Origin of the sequence: Ilumatobacter sp., assembly GCF_049588435.1 — a bacterium.
Classification (GTDB): domain Bacteria; phylum Actinomycetota; class Acidimicrobiia; order Acidimicrobiales; family Ilumatobacteraceae; genus Ilumatobacter_A.
On the sequence record NZ_JBAVYV010000225.1, the window covers coordinates 1 to 14,685 of the forward strand.

Here is a 14,685-nt window from a genome sequence, read left to right on the forward strand (position 1 = left end):
GGCATGGACGGTCGGGACCTCGATGAGTCCGGCCTGCTGGTACAGGGCGCTCCCGAGCCCGTCGGCGGCGGCACCGGTGCGGACCGCGACGATCGGCTTCGTCCGGCTGACCCGCCGCGAGATGCGCGCGAACTTGCGCGGGTTGCCGAACGACTCGGTGTAGAGGCCGATGACGCGGGTGAACTGGTCGTGTTCCCAGAACTGGAGCAGGTCGTTGGCGGACACGTCGGATTTGTCACCGAGCGAGACGAACCAGCTCAGACCCATGTTGAGATCGCGTGCCCGTCGCAGGAGCGATGCCCCGAGCGAACCGGACTGCATCGAGATCGCGACCCCTCCGGCGGGGAGCGTCACGTCGATCAATCCCGCCTGCAGCGCCGAGTCGGGGTGGAGGGACGCGACTCCCAGGCTCGACGGTCCGATCAGTCGAAGTCCGTGCCGGCGGGCGCGAGCGACGACCGTCGGCACGTCGAACTCGTCACCGTCGGGGCTGGTCACCACCACCGCGCCGCGCATCCGCTTCTCGATGCACGCGTCGATCGTCGATTCGAGCGAGCCCGGCGGAACGGCGATGATCGCGAGCGACGCCTCGGGCGGAAGGTCGCCCACCGATCCGTAGCACCGGACTCCGTCGAGGTCCTCGAGACGCGGGTTGACCGGGTAGACGGGCACGTTCGCCTTGGACCGCACGTTGTGCCACAGGACGTTGCCTGCCGAACCCTCGCGGTCCGACGCTCCGATCACGGCGATCGCACGTGGGAGCAGGATGCGCGCGACCGCGCGGGAGTCTGCCCGTTGCTCGCGTCGTTCGACCGTGTCGATGAACTCCTCGGTCGCCGTCAGTTCCCAGTCGAGATCAACGACGCCCGAGTCGAAGCGGCGCTGGAGGGGCCAGCCGGCTTTGGCGAACACCGCCAGCATTCCGCGGTTGTCGCTCAACACCTCGGCTGCGAACCGCGCGATGCCGTTGACCCGCGCGATCGCAGCGAGGTGCTCGAGCATGAGCGTGGCGATCCCGAGACCGTGGTAGCGGTCGTCGACCATGAACGCGGCCTCGGCCTCGTCGCGACCGGGAAGGCGTTCGTAGCTGCACCATCCGACGAACTCGTCGTGCACCTCGACGGCGAGCGCGACCCGGTCGACCATGTCGACGGTGGTGAAGTGGGCGAGTTCTGATGTCGAGAGCGTCGGCTTCGGGGAGAAGAACCGTCGATACACACTGTCGCGCGATTGCGCCATGTGGAACGCGAGCAGCGCCTCTTGATCGTCGGGCACGAGTGGGCGGATGAATGCCGTCGAGCCGTCGCCCAGAACGACGGTCGTCGCCCAACGCGATTCGGTCGTGTCGGGCGTGTTCACCGGACCAGCATGGCACCGATGACGACCCAGCGTACGCTGGACACGTGGATCAGCCGATCGCCGTGTTCTCCGCTGTCGATCTCGACGCGCACGATGCGCCCCTGGGACATCCCGAACAGGTCGGTCGTCTCCGGTCCTCGCTCGAGGGAATCGGTGCCGCCGGACTGAACGATGCGACCCGTATGGTCGAGCCTCGCCTCGCCTCCGTCGACGAACTCTGCCGAGTCCACGATGCCGCGATGGTCGAGCGGATCCGGGTCTTCTCCGAGGCGGGTGGCGGTCACATCGACGGCGACACGTACGTCACGTCCGGCTCGTGGACGACCGCGCGCCGCGCCGCCGGCGCGATGCTCGATGCGGTCGATGCGCTCGAGTCCGGGACCTGCGACGTCGCGTTTGCCGCGAGCCGCCCGCCGGGTCACCATGCCGAACATGCCACGGCGATGGGCTTCTGCCTGTTCAACAACGTGGCCGTGGCGGCGCGAGCCCTGACGGACCGAGGTGAGCGGGTCGCCATCATCGACTGGGACGTGCACCACGGGAACGGAACGCAGGACATCTTCTACGACGATCCCCAGGTTCTGTACGTCTCGACGCACCAGGCTCCGCTGTATCCGGGGACCGGGCGCGCTGGCGAGACCGGGGGACCGGCGGCGCCGTTCACGAACCTCAATCTCCCGTTCGCTCCGGGGACTCGCGGCGACGTGTTCCGTCGTGCCGTCGACGAGGTGATCGCCCCCGTGGTCGAACGATTCGACCCGACGTGGCTGATCATCTCCGCTGGCTTCGACGCACACCGCAACGACCCGCTTGCCGGGCTGCAACTCACGTCCGCCGACTACGCGGATCTCGCCGATCGCCTCCGCCAACTCGTCGGAGCCCGTCGCGTCGTCGTCGGGCTCGAAGGCGGGTACGACTCCGACGCGCTGCGGATGTCGACCGGTGCGACCCTGAGCGCGCTCGTCGGTGAGCACTACCGGCCCGAGGAAGCGTCGTCCGGTGAGATCGGTCTTCCCGTCATCACGGCGGCGCGCCAACTCTGGGACGTCTGAGCCGACTGCTGCTCAGGGGGTGCGGTCCGGTTTGGCGGAGCCGAGTCCGAGGTCGGACGCGACCGCCGGGACGACGATGTCGCAGATGTCGCCACCCGAGGCGACCGAGTTGCCCGAGATGGTCGCCGCAACGGCCGTCGCCCCGTCCTCGAGCACCCAGACGCACGATTTCGCACCGGTGACCGTTCCCGTGTGGCCGAATCCGTATTGATCGGTGAACACTCCGGGCGGCTGCAGTATGGCCCGGTCGGCCGGGCTCAGGTGGTCGAACACCGTCGCGAGATCGTCGGTCGACACGACGAGCGTTCCGGCGCCGCCGAGCTGGGACAATCGGACGACACCTTCCCAGTGTTGGAGATCGCCGGGAAGCAACTCGTCGCCCGTGAGATGAAGCCCCGATGCGCCGACCGGGTCGAACACGAGTCGCTGCAGCGCGACGTCGAGCGGCTCCCCGGTCACGGATTCGATCACGAGGCCGAGGAGGCAGTAGTTGCCGTTCGAATAGACCCACTGACCGCGATCGCCCGCGGGCGGTGACGTGAGCAAAGACGGGATGTGATCGCGACAGGAGATCCCACTGCCGGTGAACCACGATTCCTGTGCCTTGGGGACGCCGCCGGTGTGGTCGAGCAACTCGCGCACGGTGACGTCGTTCCATCCGTCGTTCTGCCCGAGGTCGAGATCGGCCCATGGCGCGGGCGCCGAGACGTCGATGAGCCCGAGTTCGTCCAGCCGGGCGATGCCCAACGCGACGATGAGCTTGCTGACGCTCGCGACGACCATCGGTGAGTCGCTCGTCGCGTCCGCCCCGTCGATCGTCGCACCGGCCGCGTCGTGGAAGACCATGTCACCCCCGCGGGTCACCGTCAGCGACGCACCGCTGTTCGCGCCGGCGAGGCGATCGAAGGCCGCGGCGGTGTTCGAGAACGAACCGTCAGCCAGTGGTGCGGGACCGGCGACGGTCGGTGGGAGTGTCGTCGAGGACGCCGGCGCCGTCGTACTGGTGGAGGTCGGATCGACGGCCGGAGGAGCAGCGGTCGTCGCACTCGGCGCCGGTGCGGTCGGCTGGGCAGCAGTGTCGTCGCTCGCGATCGACGCATCGGTCGATGCCGTGTCGACAGCGGTGACGTCATCGGATGCCGTGGAAGGAGATGAACCCGATCCCTGGGCGATGAAACCGGCGATGAGCAACCCGGCGATCAGCACGATCCCGAGAATCCATGGCAGCGGACTCCTGGTCTCGTCCTGCCGGATGTCCACCGCCACCAGGATATCGCTCGAGCGTGTTGACCTGCCGCATCGATGTGCGACGCGCCAGAATGGCCCGATGCAGACCGTTGTCGACTGTACGGATCTCGATGGTGAGCTGCGGTTCTTCGTCGATCGGGCGGGATTCCGGGTGCACCTGGTGTCGCCGGCGGACGACCCACGACGAGTGGTGGTCGAACGCAATGGCTCGCTGATCGAACTGCGGCGTGGCTCGGAGGATCATCCGGTTCGTGTGCGCATCGACGGTGAGCCGCAGGACGACGAGATCGTCTCGCCGGGTGGGTCGATCATCGAGCTCACCTCCGGCTCCGATGCGGTGGACATCCCGCCCAACCGACCGACTCTGACGGTCATCGAGGCGGTGAACGGAGACTTCGGGACCGGTCGGGCGGGGATGCAGTACCGCGATCTGCTTCCGGACCGGTGGGGCGGTCGGTTCATCGCCAGCCACATCAGGATCGACGAGGAGGGTGACGTCGCCGACTGGGTGCACTTCCACCGCATCCGGTTCCAGATGATCTTCGTCGCGGCGGGATGGGTCGACGTGGTGTACGAGGGCCAGGGCGAGCCGTTCCGGATGTATCCGGGCGATTGTGTGCTCCAGCCACCCGAGATCCGGCACCGCGTGCTGCGCAGCTCCGGCGGACTCGAGGTGATCGAGATCGGCTGCCCGGCCGAGCACGACACGCTCGCCGATCACGAACTCGACCTTCCGACGACGCGGGACGAGCCGGATCGGTCGTTCTCGGGTCAGCGTTTCGTCCGCCACGTGGCCGAAGGGTCACAGCCCACCTCGTGGATCGATCCGTCGCTCGACGTCGTCGACACGGGGATCGGGGAAGCGACCGATGGCCTCGCCGGTGCGGTGGTGGTGTCGTCTGCGTCGGGTCCGGTGGGACGACCATTGTCGCACGACGGCGAGTTCGCACTCGTCGTGGGCCTCGCCGGGGATGCCGTGCTCGACCTGGGGGAGCGGACGGTTGCCCTCGCGGCGAGGACATCGGTGGCCATTCCTCCCGGGACCGCCTGGAGTTGGTCCGAACACGGCGCGGGCCACCGCGCTCTGGTGGTGACGCTCCCGGCGGACGGAATACGGGGATGCTGAGCCGGTCGGCTCAGCATCGCATCCCGTCCGCCGGAGGCGGCTCGATCAGCCGATGATCTTCGTCTTCAGCGCGGCGTACTCGTCGTCGCTGAGCTTGCCGGAGTTGTGCATCGCTGCGGCCTTCTCGAGTTCGCTGGCGGCGCCGCCACCGGCGACGTCACGGACGTAGCTGTCGAACGACTCCTTGGCCTCGACCTGCTCCTTGGCCGAACGCTCGGCCATGCCCTGACCGCGAGCGATCATGTAGACGAGCAACGTGATCAGCGAGAAGAACACGAGGGCGATGAGCCAGATGGCCTTCGCGATGCCGCTCATCTCCTGGTCGCGGAAGATGTCGACGATGACCGAGAACATCATCATCAACACGCTGATGAACAAGAAGGCAACGAAGGTCACCCAGAGGGCTTCCCAAACGGAAAATGCGAGCATGACGTGGTTCTCCTGGTGAAAGTGCTGTACAACAGCGTTGAGTTCTGTGTCGCCGCCGGCCGGACGGCCGGAAACGACGTGGCGAGAATATCAGCGGCGCGAGCGAAGAGGGCTGATGCCGTTCGTCGCGGAGATTCTGCGTTGGGTGTCGGTCACGCAGTGCCGGGCACCGCTCAGGCGAGCCAGTCGAGGACCCGGAGCTGCATGACGTCGAGCAACCCGTCGTCCTCGCCGGTGATCGAGGTGTCGAGCACGTCGGCAGATCCGACGAGGCGATGCGCGAGCATCTCCTTGGTCAGCTCACAGTCGCGGCGGAGCTCGGCGAACGTGTACCCCGACACCCCGGCCTCGACCAGCGCGTCGTGGTAGGTGTGCAGCAACTGGGCTTCCTCGGCACGGTGATCGGCCGTGAGCGCGGTGGCGATGAAGTAGGCGACGTCGACCGCAGGGCGCCCCGATCCGAGACCCTGGAGGTCGAGCACCACGATCTCTCCGTCGGGCCGGAACAGCACGTTGTCGAGGCGGTAGTCGCCGTGCAGGAGCGTCCATGGCACCGCCGCGAGCGACGAGCTGATCTGCGGTGCGCGTTCCTGGATCTCGTCGAGACGGGCGAGCATGTCGTCGCCGACGATCGATCCGAAGCGTTCGACGAAGTGTTCCCGGTTGCGGATGTAGCTCGCCTGGAAGACGCGCGACGCGCGGTTCATCGGCCAGATCTTCGGATAGGTCTCGGCCGCGTCCGTGCGCATCCAGTTGGCCGCATGGAACCGGGCCAGCACCTCGAGCGCCTGTCGGGCGTCATCGAGCGATCCGCCGATCAGTTGCGTCGGGGCCCGGGCGTCGACGATGTCCTCGAGGACGAGGATGTACCGCCGCTTGCTCTTGCCGGAGAACTTCAGGAACTGGCCGATCAACCAGTTCACCCCTCGGATCGGAAGGTGCTCGAACAGGAACAGGACCGGTCGTTCGAGCCATGCAGCCGGGTTCGGGTCCATCTCACCGTGGAGGTAGGCGGGGAGCGGCAGACCGAGTGTCGGGGCCAACCGCTGATAGACGACGATCTCGCGCTCGTAGGACTGGAGGGCGTCTCCGGCAGCGAAGTTCTCGTCGACGTGGGTCGGAACCTTCACGATGACCGACGCGGGAAGGTCGTCGCGGGTCGGCTCGCTCCACGTCAACTGGCAGCGATGGACCTCGCCCATGAACCCGACGTTGACCCCGATCTCCTCGCTGTGCACCTCGGTGACGACCGCGCCGGTGTCGAGCACGCCGGTGAACCACTCGGCGGTGAGTTCGTCCGCGCGCTGGGGGATGTGCGGGCGCTCGCTCGGGGCGCGGCGTCGAAAGGTCGGTCTGCGCATGATGATCTGTGCAACGTACACGGCACGGTGAGGGGTCGAGCGAGTCGTCCGACGGCCCCTCAGAGTGCCGCCGCGTCGGAGACCTTTCCGTCTCGCGCCTGTTGCCAACGCATGATGATCAGCAGCGGCACGCCCGCGATCAGCAGCATCGCGCTGTAGCGCACGCTCTCGGCTCCCGACCCCCAGATCGTCCAGGCCGAGTAGGCGAAGGCGAGGCCGGCGATCACTCCGTCACTGATCAGCGCAACCGGGTTGAAGGCGTCGCGGTCGGTGACCATCAGCAGGAGCTGCGCTGCGGCCGACATCAGGTACGGCAGGAGCGCGGTGACCGTGGTGACCAGGACGAGCGTGTCGAAGCCGTCCTCGGAGAGCTCGGCGACGAAGACGCAGACGGATGCGATGACGCTCGACGCGATCAGGCCGAACATCGGCACACCGCGCGTGTTCTCGTTGCGGAACCAGTTGGGGAACAGGCCGTCGCGCGCCGCTGCGAGTGGCATGTGGCCCTGGAGCAAGATGAAGCCGTTGAGTGTGCCGAGCGCCGAGATGACCGCTCCCGCAGCGATGATGCTGCCACCGGTCGACCCGAAGATCGACTCGGCCGCATCCCCGAACGGATTCGCCGAGACGGAGAGTTCGGCCGGTGTGAGCTGACCGAAGACGGCCAGGGTGCCGAAGATGTAGACGACGACGGCGATCGCGGTTCCGGTGATCGTGGAGACGGCCAGGGTGCGGCCGGCCGGGGGCTGGAGTTCACCGGCGGGAATCGTGGCCGATTCGAGCCCGATGAAGGCGAACAGGGTCAAGGCTGCCGCTGCGCCGAGTGCGGTCAGGGGAGGCTCGCCACTCGGGTTGAATTCGAGGGCGCTGAGGTCGGCGACCATCAATCCGACGATCGTGACCGCGAGCAGCGGGATCAGCTTGAGCACGGTCGTGATGACCGCCATCGCTCCGGAGGAATGTACGCCGCGGGCTGCGATGGCCGTGAGGCCCCAGATGATCGCGAGATTGGTTGCGAGCCTGACGGCGGTGTTGTCGGCGAGACCGTCGAAGAAGTAGCTGAGGAAGTCGACCGCTGCGACCGAGACCGCCGCGTTCGAGACCACCACGGTGAGCCAGTAACCCCATGCGACGATGAAGCCGGCGGAGTCTCCGAATGCGTGGCGTACGTAGATGTAGGGGCCGCCCGTGGACGGATACGCGGAGCCCAGCCGAGCGAAGGTCAGCGCGAGGAGCATCGAGCCGGCGCCGGTGACGATCCAGGCGAGGATCGCGATCCAGCCGAACGCCGACAGTGCGCGGGGGAGGAAGAAGACGCCCGACCCGATCATGTTGCCGGTGACCAGGCACGTTGCCATGAACGTGCCCATCGGGCGCGCCGCGGGCGGGGTGGAGCCCGATCGCGGAGCGCCGTCGGCTGGAGTGATCACCGGGTCAGCGGCGTCGTCGTTGGTCACGCAAGCGTGGCGACAAGGATGGCCTTGATGGTGTGGAGGCGGTTCTCGGCCTGATCGAACACGATGCTGCGGTCGGATTCGAAGACGTCATCGGTGACCTCGAGTCCGTTGGTCATCCCGGTGTGCTCCATCATCTCCTTGCCCACGGCGGTGTTGGCGTCGTGAAACGCGGGGAGACAGTGCATGAATCGGGTCGTCGGGTTGCCGGTGGAGGCGATGAGGTCGGCGTTGACCTGGTAGTCGCCGAGTTGGGCGACGCGTTCGTCCCAGACTTCTTTGGGTTCGCCCATCGAGACCCACACGTCGGTGTGGACGAAGTCGGCGCCGGCGACGGCGTCGGTCGCGGAGTCGGTGATGGTGATCTGCGCACCGGTCCGGGCAGCGATGTCGTGTGCGATCGTCTGGATTTCGTCGCTGGGTTGCAGGTCGGCGGGGCAGCCGAGGCGGACGTCGCTGCCGAGCAGCGCGCCGGTGACGAGCAGTGAGTGGCCCATGTTGTTGCGACCATCGCCGACGTAGGCATACGACAGTGCGTTGTACGGCTTGTGGGAGTGTTCGTGCATCGTGAGGAAGTCAGCCAGCATCTGCGTGGGGTGCCACTCATCGGTCAGGCCGTTCCAGACGGGAACACCTGCGAAGCGGGCGAGTTCCTCGACGGTGTCCTGACCGAATCCGCGGTATTCGATGCCGTCATACATGCGCCCGAGCACGCGGGCGGTGTCGGCGACGGTTTCTTTGTGGCCCATGTGCGAACCGTCGGGTCCGAGGTAGGTGACGGTGGCGCCCTGGTGGTGGGCGGCGGTCTCGAACGCGCACCGTGTCCGGGTCGACGCCTTCTCGAAGATCAGCGCGATCGACTTGCCGCTGAGGAGCTGTTGTTCGGTCCCGTTGTAGCGGGCCGTCTTCAGTGACTTCGACAGATCGAGCAGGAACCGGATCTCTGCGGGTTCGAAGTCGATCTCTTTGAGGAAGTGACGGTTCTTGAGGTTGAAGGCCATGACAGGCTCCTTTGTGACGAACTGGCGTAGGGGTGAGTCTGGGGGTCAGTAGGCGGGTTCGCGGTGGACCGGGCAGGTCATGCAGTGTGAACCGCCACGGCCCTTGCCGAGTTCGAAGCCCTCGATGGTGATGACTTCGATGCCGGCCTTGCGCAGCGCGGTGTTGGTTCCGACGTTGCGCTCGTAGGCGACGACGACGCCGGGCTCGAGGCAGACGACGTTGTTGCCGTCGTCCCACTGCTCGCGGGCCTGAGCGAAACTGTCACCACCGGTTTCGATGACGCGCATCTCCTCGACGCCGAGGGCTTCGGCCATCGCTTCGATGACCGTGCCCGTGTATTCGGCCGTGTGGATCTCGCTCAGCGAGTCGTCGGGTTCCATCACCCACGTGCGCGCGCCGTGCACGACATCGGGGTAGACGGTGACCAGGTCGCGGTCACACATCGTCATCACGGTGTCGAGGTGCATGTAGCTGCGCATCGCCGGAAGCCGCACGGCGAGGACCTTGGTGGCGGCACCCTTGCGGAACAGTTCGCGGGCGATGTAGCCGACGGCTTGAGGTGTCGTGCGCTCACCCATGCCGATCATGACGGCTCCGTTGCCAATGGGCATCACGTCGCCACCCTCGACGTGCATCCGACCCCAGTCCTCCTCGACCCCACCGAGCCAGATGTCGAACTGCTCGGCGGCGAAACGCGGGTGGTAGGTGTAGATCGTCTGCATGATCGCCGTCTCGGGACGCCGCGCCGCCTTGGTCATCGGGTTGAGCGTGACGCCCTCGTAGATCCAACACGACGGGTCGCGTTGGAACAAGAAGTTCGGCAACGGCGGAACGAGCATCGAGTGCTCGATCGCGGACTCGAAGAACAACCCACCCAGGTCATCCATGTCCTCTTTCACCACACCGCCGATCAGGAACTCGGCGACGTCGGTGGGGTCGGATGTCTCGACGAGCTGACGGGCGACCGCAGCGCCGGTGATCCCGACGTTGCGCTCGTTGAGGATGTGCTCGCAGACGAAGTCGATCGCCTCGGGCTTGTTCAGTGACTCGGCGAGGAGTGTCTCGGCCTCGAGCACCTCGATGTCGCGCTCGCGCATCACCTCGACGAAGAAGTCGTGCTCGGACTTGGCCTTGCTGACCCAGATCACATCGTCGAACAGCAGCTCGCCGGCGTTCTCGGGGGTGAGTCGGTTGTGCTCGAGTCCGGGGCGGTGGACGATCACCGTACGCAGCTTGCCGACCTCGGAATGAACTCCGATCGTCATGATTCCTTCTCCTCTGCTCAGATTCCTGATGGGGTTGATCGTTCGCTTGAATGCTGGATGATCGGTGGCTGGTTCAGGAGCGGTACTCGACACCGTTGAACTCGGTCGAGATCAACGTCCCGCCCTGCCCCGACACGAGGTCGGTGATCCCATCCAGCGAACCGATTCCCGCCCGGCGTCCGGTCGCTCGGGCGAACTGGCATGCGGCCTCGACCTTCGGAAGCATCGACCCGGCCGCGAACTCGTCGCGGTGCTGTTCCATCAACGCGTCGGGGTTGGCCCGTGCGATCGCTTTCTGCTCGGGGGTTCCCCAACCGACGAACGCAGCCTCCGCGTCGGTTGCCATCACATAGAGGTCGGCACCGATCTCCTTCGCGAGCAGGCCGCTCGCGAGGTCCTTGTCGATCACGGCTTCGACCCCGCACAGGTTGTGGTCGTCGTCGTAGTACGTCGGGATCCCGCCACCGCCGGCGCAGATCACGACACTGCCGTGTTCGAGCAGCCAGCGGATCTGACGCAACTGGAACACCTGGATCGGGCGCGGTGACGGGACCACTCGACGCTGCGAATCGCCGTCGGTCTTGAAGACCCAGCCTTTCTCGGCGGCGAGTTGGTCGGCGTCGTCCTGGGAGTAGACCGGCCCGATCGGCTTGGTGGGATTCTCGAACGCCGGATCGCGCGGGTCCACCTCGATCATCGTCAACAACGTCGCCAACGGACGATCGAACGGCAACCGATTCCCCAACTCGATCTCGATCAGATAACCGATCATGCCCTGGGTCTCGGCGTCGAGGACATCGAGCGGATACGCGGGCACCTCGGTGTACGCGGCCGCCTCGAGTGCGAGCAATCCGACTTGGGGACCGTTGCCGTGACCGATCACCAACTCGTGCTCGGCCGCGACCGGCGCGAGAGCGTCGCACGCAACCCGCACGTTCGCGAGTTGGTTCTCGTACGACATCAACTGACCCCGGCGCAGCAGGGCATTTCCTCCGAGAGCGATGACGATTCTCATGCGATTGCCGTGGTGACCATGAGGATGGCGGACACGATGACGAACACGATCCCGAGAAACGGCACCACGAACCTCACGTACTTGTCATAGCCGACCTTCGCCAGTGTGAGCCCACCCATGATGATCGCGGATGTCGGGGTGATCAGGTTGACGAAGCCCGACGCCGATTGGTAGGCCGTGACCGCCACCGATCGGGGAACGTCGGCGAAGTCGGACACCGGGGCGAGGATCGGCATGACCAGCGCCGCGTGACCCGACGACGACGGGACCAAGAACGCGATCGGGATGTTCACCACGAACGCGATCCAGGCGAACACCATGCTGTCCGTTCCATCGACGGCGTTCTCCATGGCGTTGAGGATGGTGTCGGTGATGTAGGTGTTCTTCATCACCACCGTGATCCCACGAGCCACCACGATCACCAGTGCGGCACCGAGGAAGTCGGACGCGCCGGCGACGATCGTGTTGACGGTTCCCGCTTCGCCCAACCCGGCGATGATGCCGATGATGATGGCCGCCACGATGAACAGGACCGAGGCCTCCGTGAAGTAGAAGTCGCCGAGCACATCGGCCAATGTGAACAACGGCCAGTCGGCATCGAACACATTCCGCCAGACGTCTTCCCACGGAATGAACCCGTAGATCATGATCGCGAACGCCAGGAAGAACAGCACGAGGACCGACTTCTGTTTCCCGGTCAACGGGTCGACATCCTCGGCCTGCTCGCCGCTCAACCTCAACGCCGACTCACCCGTTTCCGGCATCAACGACTTCGACGGATCGGCCTTGATCCGACGGCCGTACCAGAGCACATAGCTGATCGCCACCGGGACGAGAATGAACAGCATGACGAGGCGTGCAGCGATTCCGTCGGAGATCTCGATGCCGGCGGCATCGGATGCGACACCCGTGGCAAAGGGGTTGACCGTCGAAGCGAGCACGCCGGAACCGGCTCCGAGGAAGATGATCGACACGCCGACGATCCGGTCATAGCCGAGTGCCAACACGAGTGGAACCATGAGCACGTAGAACCCGAGGGTCTCCTCCCACATGCCGTAGGTGGTGCCACCCAATGCGAACACCGACATCAGCACGATCACGAGGATCTGCGGACTGTTGCGATACCGCATCGCGAGTCGTCCGATCCCGACCTGGATGGCGTCGGTCTTCATCGTGACGGTGATGAAGGCACCGACGGCGAGGACGAACAGGAAGACCTGAGCCGAGCCGTAGAGAAACCCGTCGTTGAACGCCCCCACGGTGCCGTCCTCGAGGCTCTCGATTCCGTAGAGGCCGTTCGGAGTCGAGGTCCACAGGATCTGGAACTGGTCCTTGATTCCCTTGTCGAAGCAGGCCTCGCCCTCGGCCACGCTGTCACACGAGTCGAGTTGCTCGTAGGTCCCGGGGATCGGTGCCCCGTCGGCATCGAGCTCGTAGAGCCCTGACGGAATGAGGAACGAAGCGATCCAGACCGCCACGAGCACGATGCCCAAGACGGTGAGCGCAGTCGGGAACCGGATCGCTTTGGCGGTGGGCTCGTCCGATGTGGGCGCGGTTTCGGTCACTGTGGAATCGTCGTCGGTGCTCATGCACGCTCCGTCAACATCGCTGGGCCCCCTGGTGAATTGTCGATGAGACGATCGACTGAGCTGTCGAATCGCGCTCCCCACGACACGACCAATGCACGAGTCGAGGTCAGGAACATAGTCTCAGAACGACGACCCCGTGAACAGGGTATTTCGACTCAGGCTGCAACCACGCGGAAGCCGATGTTCCCGGTGGTGCTGTCGGGGGTGTTTGCGCTCCGCGCATCGACGCGATAGCGCCAGCAGTAGCTCTCGTGGCAGAGATACGAACCCCCGCGCATCACCCGCGCAGTTCCGCTCTCGGGACCGGTCGGATCCTCGCGGGGGGAGCGGGCGTAGTACGCCGGGTCGAACCAGTCGCCACACCATTCCCACACGTTGCCGGTCATCTCGTGCAGCCCGAAACCGTTGGCGGCGAACGATCCGACGGGACAGGGGCCGACGAATCCGTCGTCGCCGAGATCACCTTGTGGAAACTCGCCCTGATACACGTTCATCAGGTGTTCTCCGCCCGGATCGCGGTCGTGTCCCCACGGGAAGTGAGCGCCCTCGACCCCGCCTCGTGCGGCGTACTCCCATTCCGCTTCGGTCGGGAGGCGGGTGCCGCTCCACTCGCAGAACGCCGTCGCGTCGAGCCAACTGACGTGGATCACCGGGTGATCGCCGCGGTCCGAGAGGTTGCTCTGCGGTCCTTCGGGATGACGCCAGTCGGCACCGAGCACCTCCCGCCACCACGGGGCGTTCGCGACAGCGCGCGTGTCCGGAAACACGTCGGGGAGCAGCCCGGCGAACACGAACGAGTTGCCGAACTGTTCGGCCGACGTGCGGTATCCGGTTGCATCGATGAACTCGGCGAAGCGATCGTTGGTCACCGTGTGCCGCCCGATCGAGAACGCGGAGACCTCGACGCGGTGTTCCGGGCCCTCGCCGTCGCTGGGGTAACCCTGCGCGTCGGCTGTCCCCATCGTGAACTCGCCCCCGGTGAGCTCGACCAGACCGAGTTCGTGGGGAACCGACCGGCCCCCTGGATCGGTGTCCTGCACCGCCCCGGCGATGTCGGCGCCGGATTCGGAGGATGGGCGCGATGGTCCGCAGCAGGAGGTCACCGGATCAGTGTCGCACCCCAGGTGTCGTCACGCAGGAATCGACAATCTCGGTGGGTTGGAACTCGCCCACGATGTCCGCGTCGAGACGTAGGTCCCGTCGTCGGTGAGGGCGGTGACGTGGGTACACGTGACCCACAGCGCCCGAATGCGAGTCCAGTCGTGCTCGGCGACGAAATGTGGATCGACCAGGGTGTCGGCGCGGGAGAGGCGCCCTTTCGCGAGGTCGATGGTCCAGTACGCGTCGCGGGTCGACAGGCGGACCCATCCCGGGCCGAGCACGGTGGCGGCAGGGGTCTCGTCGGCGAGCGACGTCGAGTCGTCGCGTCTCGGCTTGAACCACAGGAGATCGTCGGTCGGGCCGCGGTCGAGGTCGACCATGACGGCGGCGCCGGCGGTGACCGCCGAGGCAGCAGCGTCGACGAGCACGCGCGTGATCTCGACATCGACCGGATCCGGTGGCCGGATCACGACGAGGTCGTCGGACATCGAGATTCGGATACCCGATTCGTTCTCGTCGAGGGCGGGGGTCGTGGGGACTTGCATGAGCACACCTCCTCAGGTCCCACCCAATCCTGACGGCCTTCGGTGACGATCTCGCGACGAAACGGTTCCAGCCCTGTGCGTTCGCTCACACCCTGGTCACCACAGGTGGCGGCCGGCGACGAACGGTGGGTGTCACCGG

At 66.0% G+C, this 14,685-nt stretch carries 13 protein-coding genes; 2 read left to right on the forward strand and 11 right to left on the reverse strand.

What is annotated here, in order from left to right; all coding sequences use genetic code 11:
• On the reverse strand, positions 1-1,359 hold a 1,359-nt coding region (locus WBV89_RS08605), incomplete at its 3' end, for a GNAT family N-acetyltransferase (RefSeq protein ID WP_423980924.1).
• 44 nt (positions 1,360-1,403) lie between these two features.
• Here WBV89_RS08605 and WBV89_RS08610 point away from each other — a divergent pair.
• Entirely contained in the window at positions 1,404-2,411 is a 1,008-nt protein-coding gene (locus WBV89_RS08610) for a histone deacetylase family protein (RefSeq protein WP_423980925.1), read from the forward strand.
• Between the two features lie 12 nt (positions 2,412-2,423).
• Here the strand turns inward: WBV89_RS08610 and WBV89_RS08615 are convergent, their stop codons facing one another.
• On the reverse strand, positions 2,424-3,671 hold the full coding sequence (locus WBV89_RS08615; protein WP_423980926.1) for a serine hydrolase domain-containing protein: 1,248 nt from the start codon (positions 3,669-3,671) through the stop codon (positions 2,424-2,426).
• Positions 3,672-3,738: 67 nt separating this feature from the next.
• On the opposite strand from WBV89_RS08615, the gene WBV89_RS08620 reads away from it, so the two are divergent.
• Positions 3,739-4,785: a cupin gene (locus WBV89_RS08620; protein ID WP_423980927.1), complete on the forward strand. Its 1,047-nt coding sequence runs from the start codon at positions 3,739-3,741 to the stop codon at positions 4,783-4,785.
• Between the two features lie 45 nt (positions 4,786-4,830).
• On the opposite strand, the gene WBV89_RS08625 is transcribed toward WBV89_RS08620, so the two are convergent.
• The 9 genes from WBV89_RS08625 to WBV89_RS08665 form a co-directional block, all read right to left on the reverse strand.
• Positions 4,831-5,181 (reverse strand): PLDc N-terminal domain-containing protein, encoded by a 351-nt coding sequence (locus WBV89_RS08625; RefSeq protein ID WP_423980928.1) that lies wholly within the window; start codon positions 5,179-5,181, stop codon positions 4,831-4,833.
• A 206-nt stretch (positions 5,182-5,387) separates the two neighbouring features.
• Positions 5,388-6,575 (reverse strand): phosphotransferase, encoded by a 1,188-nt coding sequence (locus WBV89_RS08630; protein WP_423980929.1) that lies wholly within the window; start codon positions 6,573-6,575, stop codon positions 5,388-5,390.
• 59 nt (positions 6,576-6,634) lie between these two features.
• The gene (locus WBV89_RS08635; protein ID WP_423980930.1) at positions 6,635-8,032 is read right to left on the reverse strand and encodes an amino acid permease; all 1,398 of its coding nucleotides are present in this window, start codon (positions 8,030-8,032) and stop codon (positions 6,635-6,637) included.
• Positions 8,029-9,030: an ornithine carbamoyltransferase gene (gene argF / locus WBV89_RS08640; RefSeq protein ID WP_423980931.1), complete on the reverse strand. Its 1,002-nt coding sequence runs from the start codon at positions 9,028-9,030 to the stop codon at positions 8,029-8,031. Before argF ends, WBV89_RS08635 begins: the two co-directional genes overlap by 4 nt.
• Before the next feature lie 45 nt (positions 9,031-9,075).
• The gene (locus WBV89_RS08645) at positions 9,076-10,296 is read right to left on the reverse strand and encodes an arginine deiminase (protein WP_423980932.1); all 1,221 of its coding nucleotides are present in this window, start codon (positions 10,294-10,296) and stop codon (positions 9,076-9,078) included.
• A 73-nt stretch (positions 10,297-10,369) separates the two neighbouring features.
• The gene (gene arcC, locus WBV89_RS08650; protein WP_423980933.1) at positions 10,370-11,311 is read right to left on the reverse strand and encodes a carbamate kinase; all 942 of its coding nucleotides are present in this window, start codon (positions 11,309-11,311) and stop codon (positions 10,370-10,372) included.
• Positions 11,308-12,900, reverse strand: coding sequence for a YfcC family protein (locus tag WBV89_RS08655; RefSeq protein ID WP_423980934.1), 1,593 nt, complete (start codon positions 12,898-12,900; stop codon positions 11,308-11,310). The genes arcC and WBV89_RS08655 overlap by 4 nt, the downstream gene beginning before the upstream one ends.
• A gap of 155 nt (positions 12,901-13,055) precedes the next feature.
• Positions 13,056-14,003 carry a formylglycine-generating enzyme family protein gene (locus WBV89_RS08660; protein WP_423980935.1) on the reverse strand — a complete coding sequence of 316 codons (948 nt, stop codon included), beginning with the start codon at positions 14,001-14,003 and terminating at the stop codon, positions 13,056-13,058.
• Positions 14,004-14,030: 27 nt separating this feature from the next.
• On the reverse strand, positions 14,031-14,546 hold the full coding sequence (locus WBV89_RS08665) for a hypothetical protein (protein WP_423980936.1): 516 nt from the start codon (positions 14,544-14,546) through the stop codon (positions 14,031-14,033).
• Positions 14,547-14,685: the final 139 nt, after the last annotated feature.

Excerpts from the sequence above, each read along its gene's own strand:
- WBV89_RS08620 (WP_423980927.1), top strand. The coding sequence starts at position 3,739 with ATGCAGACCGTTGTCGACTGTACGGATCTCGATGGTGAGCTGCGGTTC.
- WBV89_RS08665 (WP_423980936.1), bottom strand. The coding sequence starts at position 14,546 with ATGCAAGTCCCCACGACCCCCGCCCTCGACGAGAACGAATCGGGTATC.
- WBV89_RS08645 (WP_423980932.1), bottom strand. The coding sequence starts at position 10,296 with ATGACGATCGGAGTTCATTCCGAGGTCGGCAAGCTGCGTACGGTGATC.
- arcC (WP_423980933.1), bottom strand. The coding sequence starts at position 11,311 with ATGAGAATCGTCATCGCTCTCGGAGGAAATGCCCTGCTGCGCCGGGGT.
- argF (WP_423980931.1), bottom strand. The coding sequence starts at position 9,030 with ATGGCCTTCAACCTCAAGAACCGTCACTTCCTCAAAGAGATCGACTTC.
- WBV89_RS08630 (WP_423980929.1), bottom strand. The coding sequence starts at position 6,575 with ATGCGCAGACCGACCTTTCGACGCCGCGCCCCGAGCGAGCGCCCGCAC.
- WBV89_RS08655 (WP_423980934.1), bottom strand. The coding sequence starts at position 12,900 with ATGAGCACCGACGACGATTCCACAGTGACCGAAACCGCGCCCACATCG.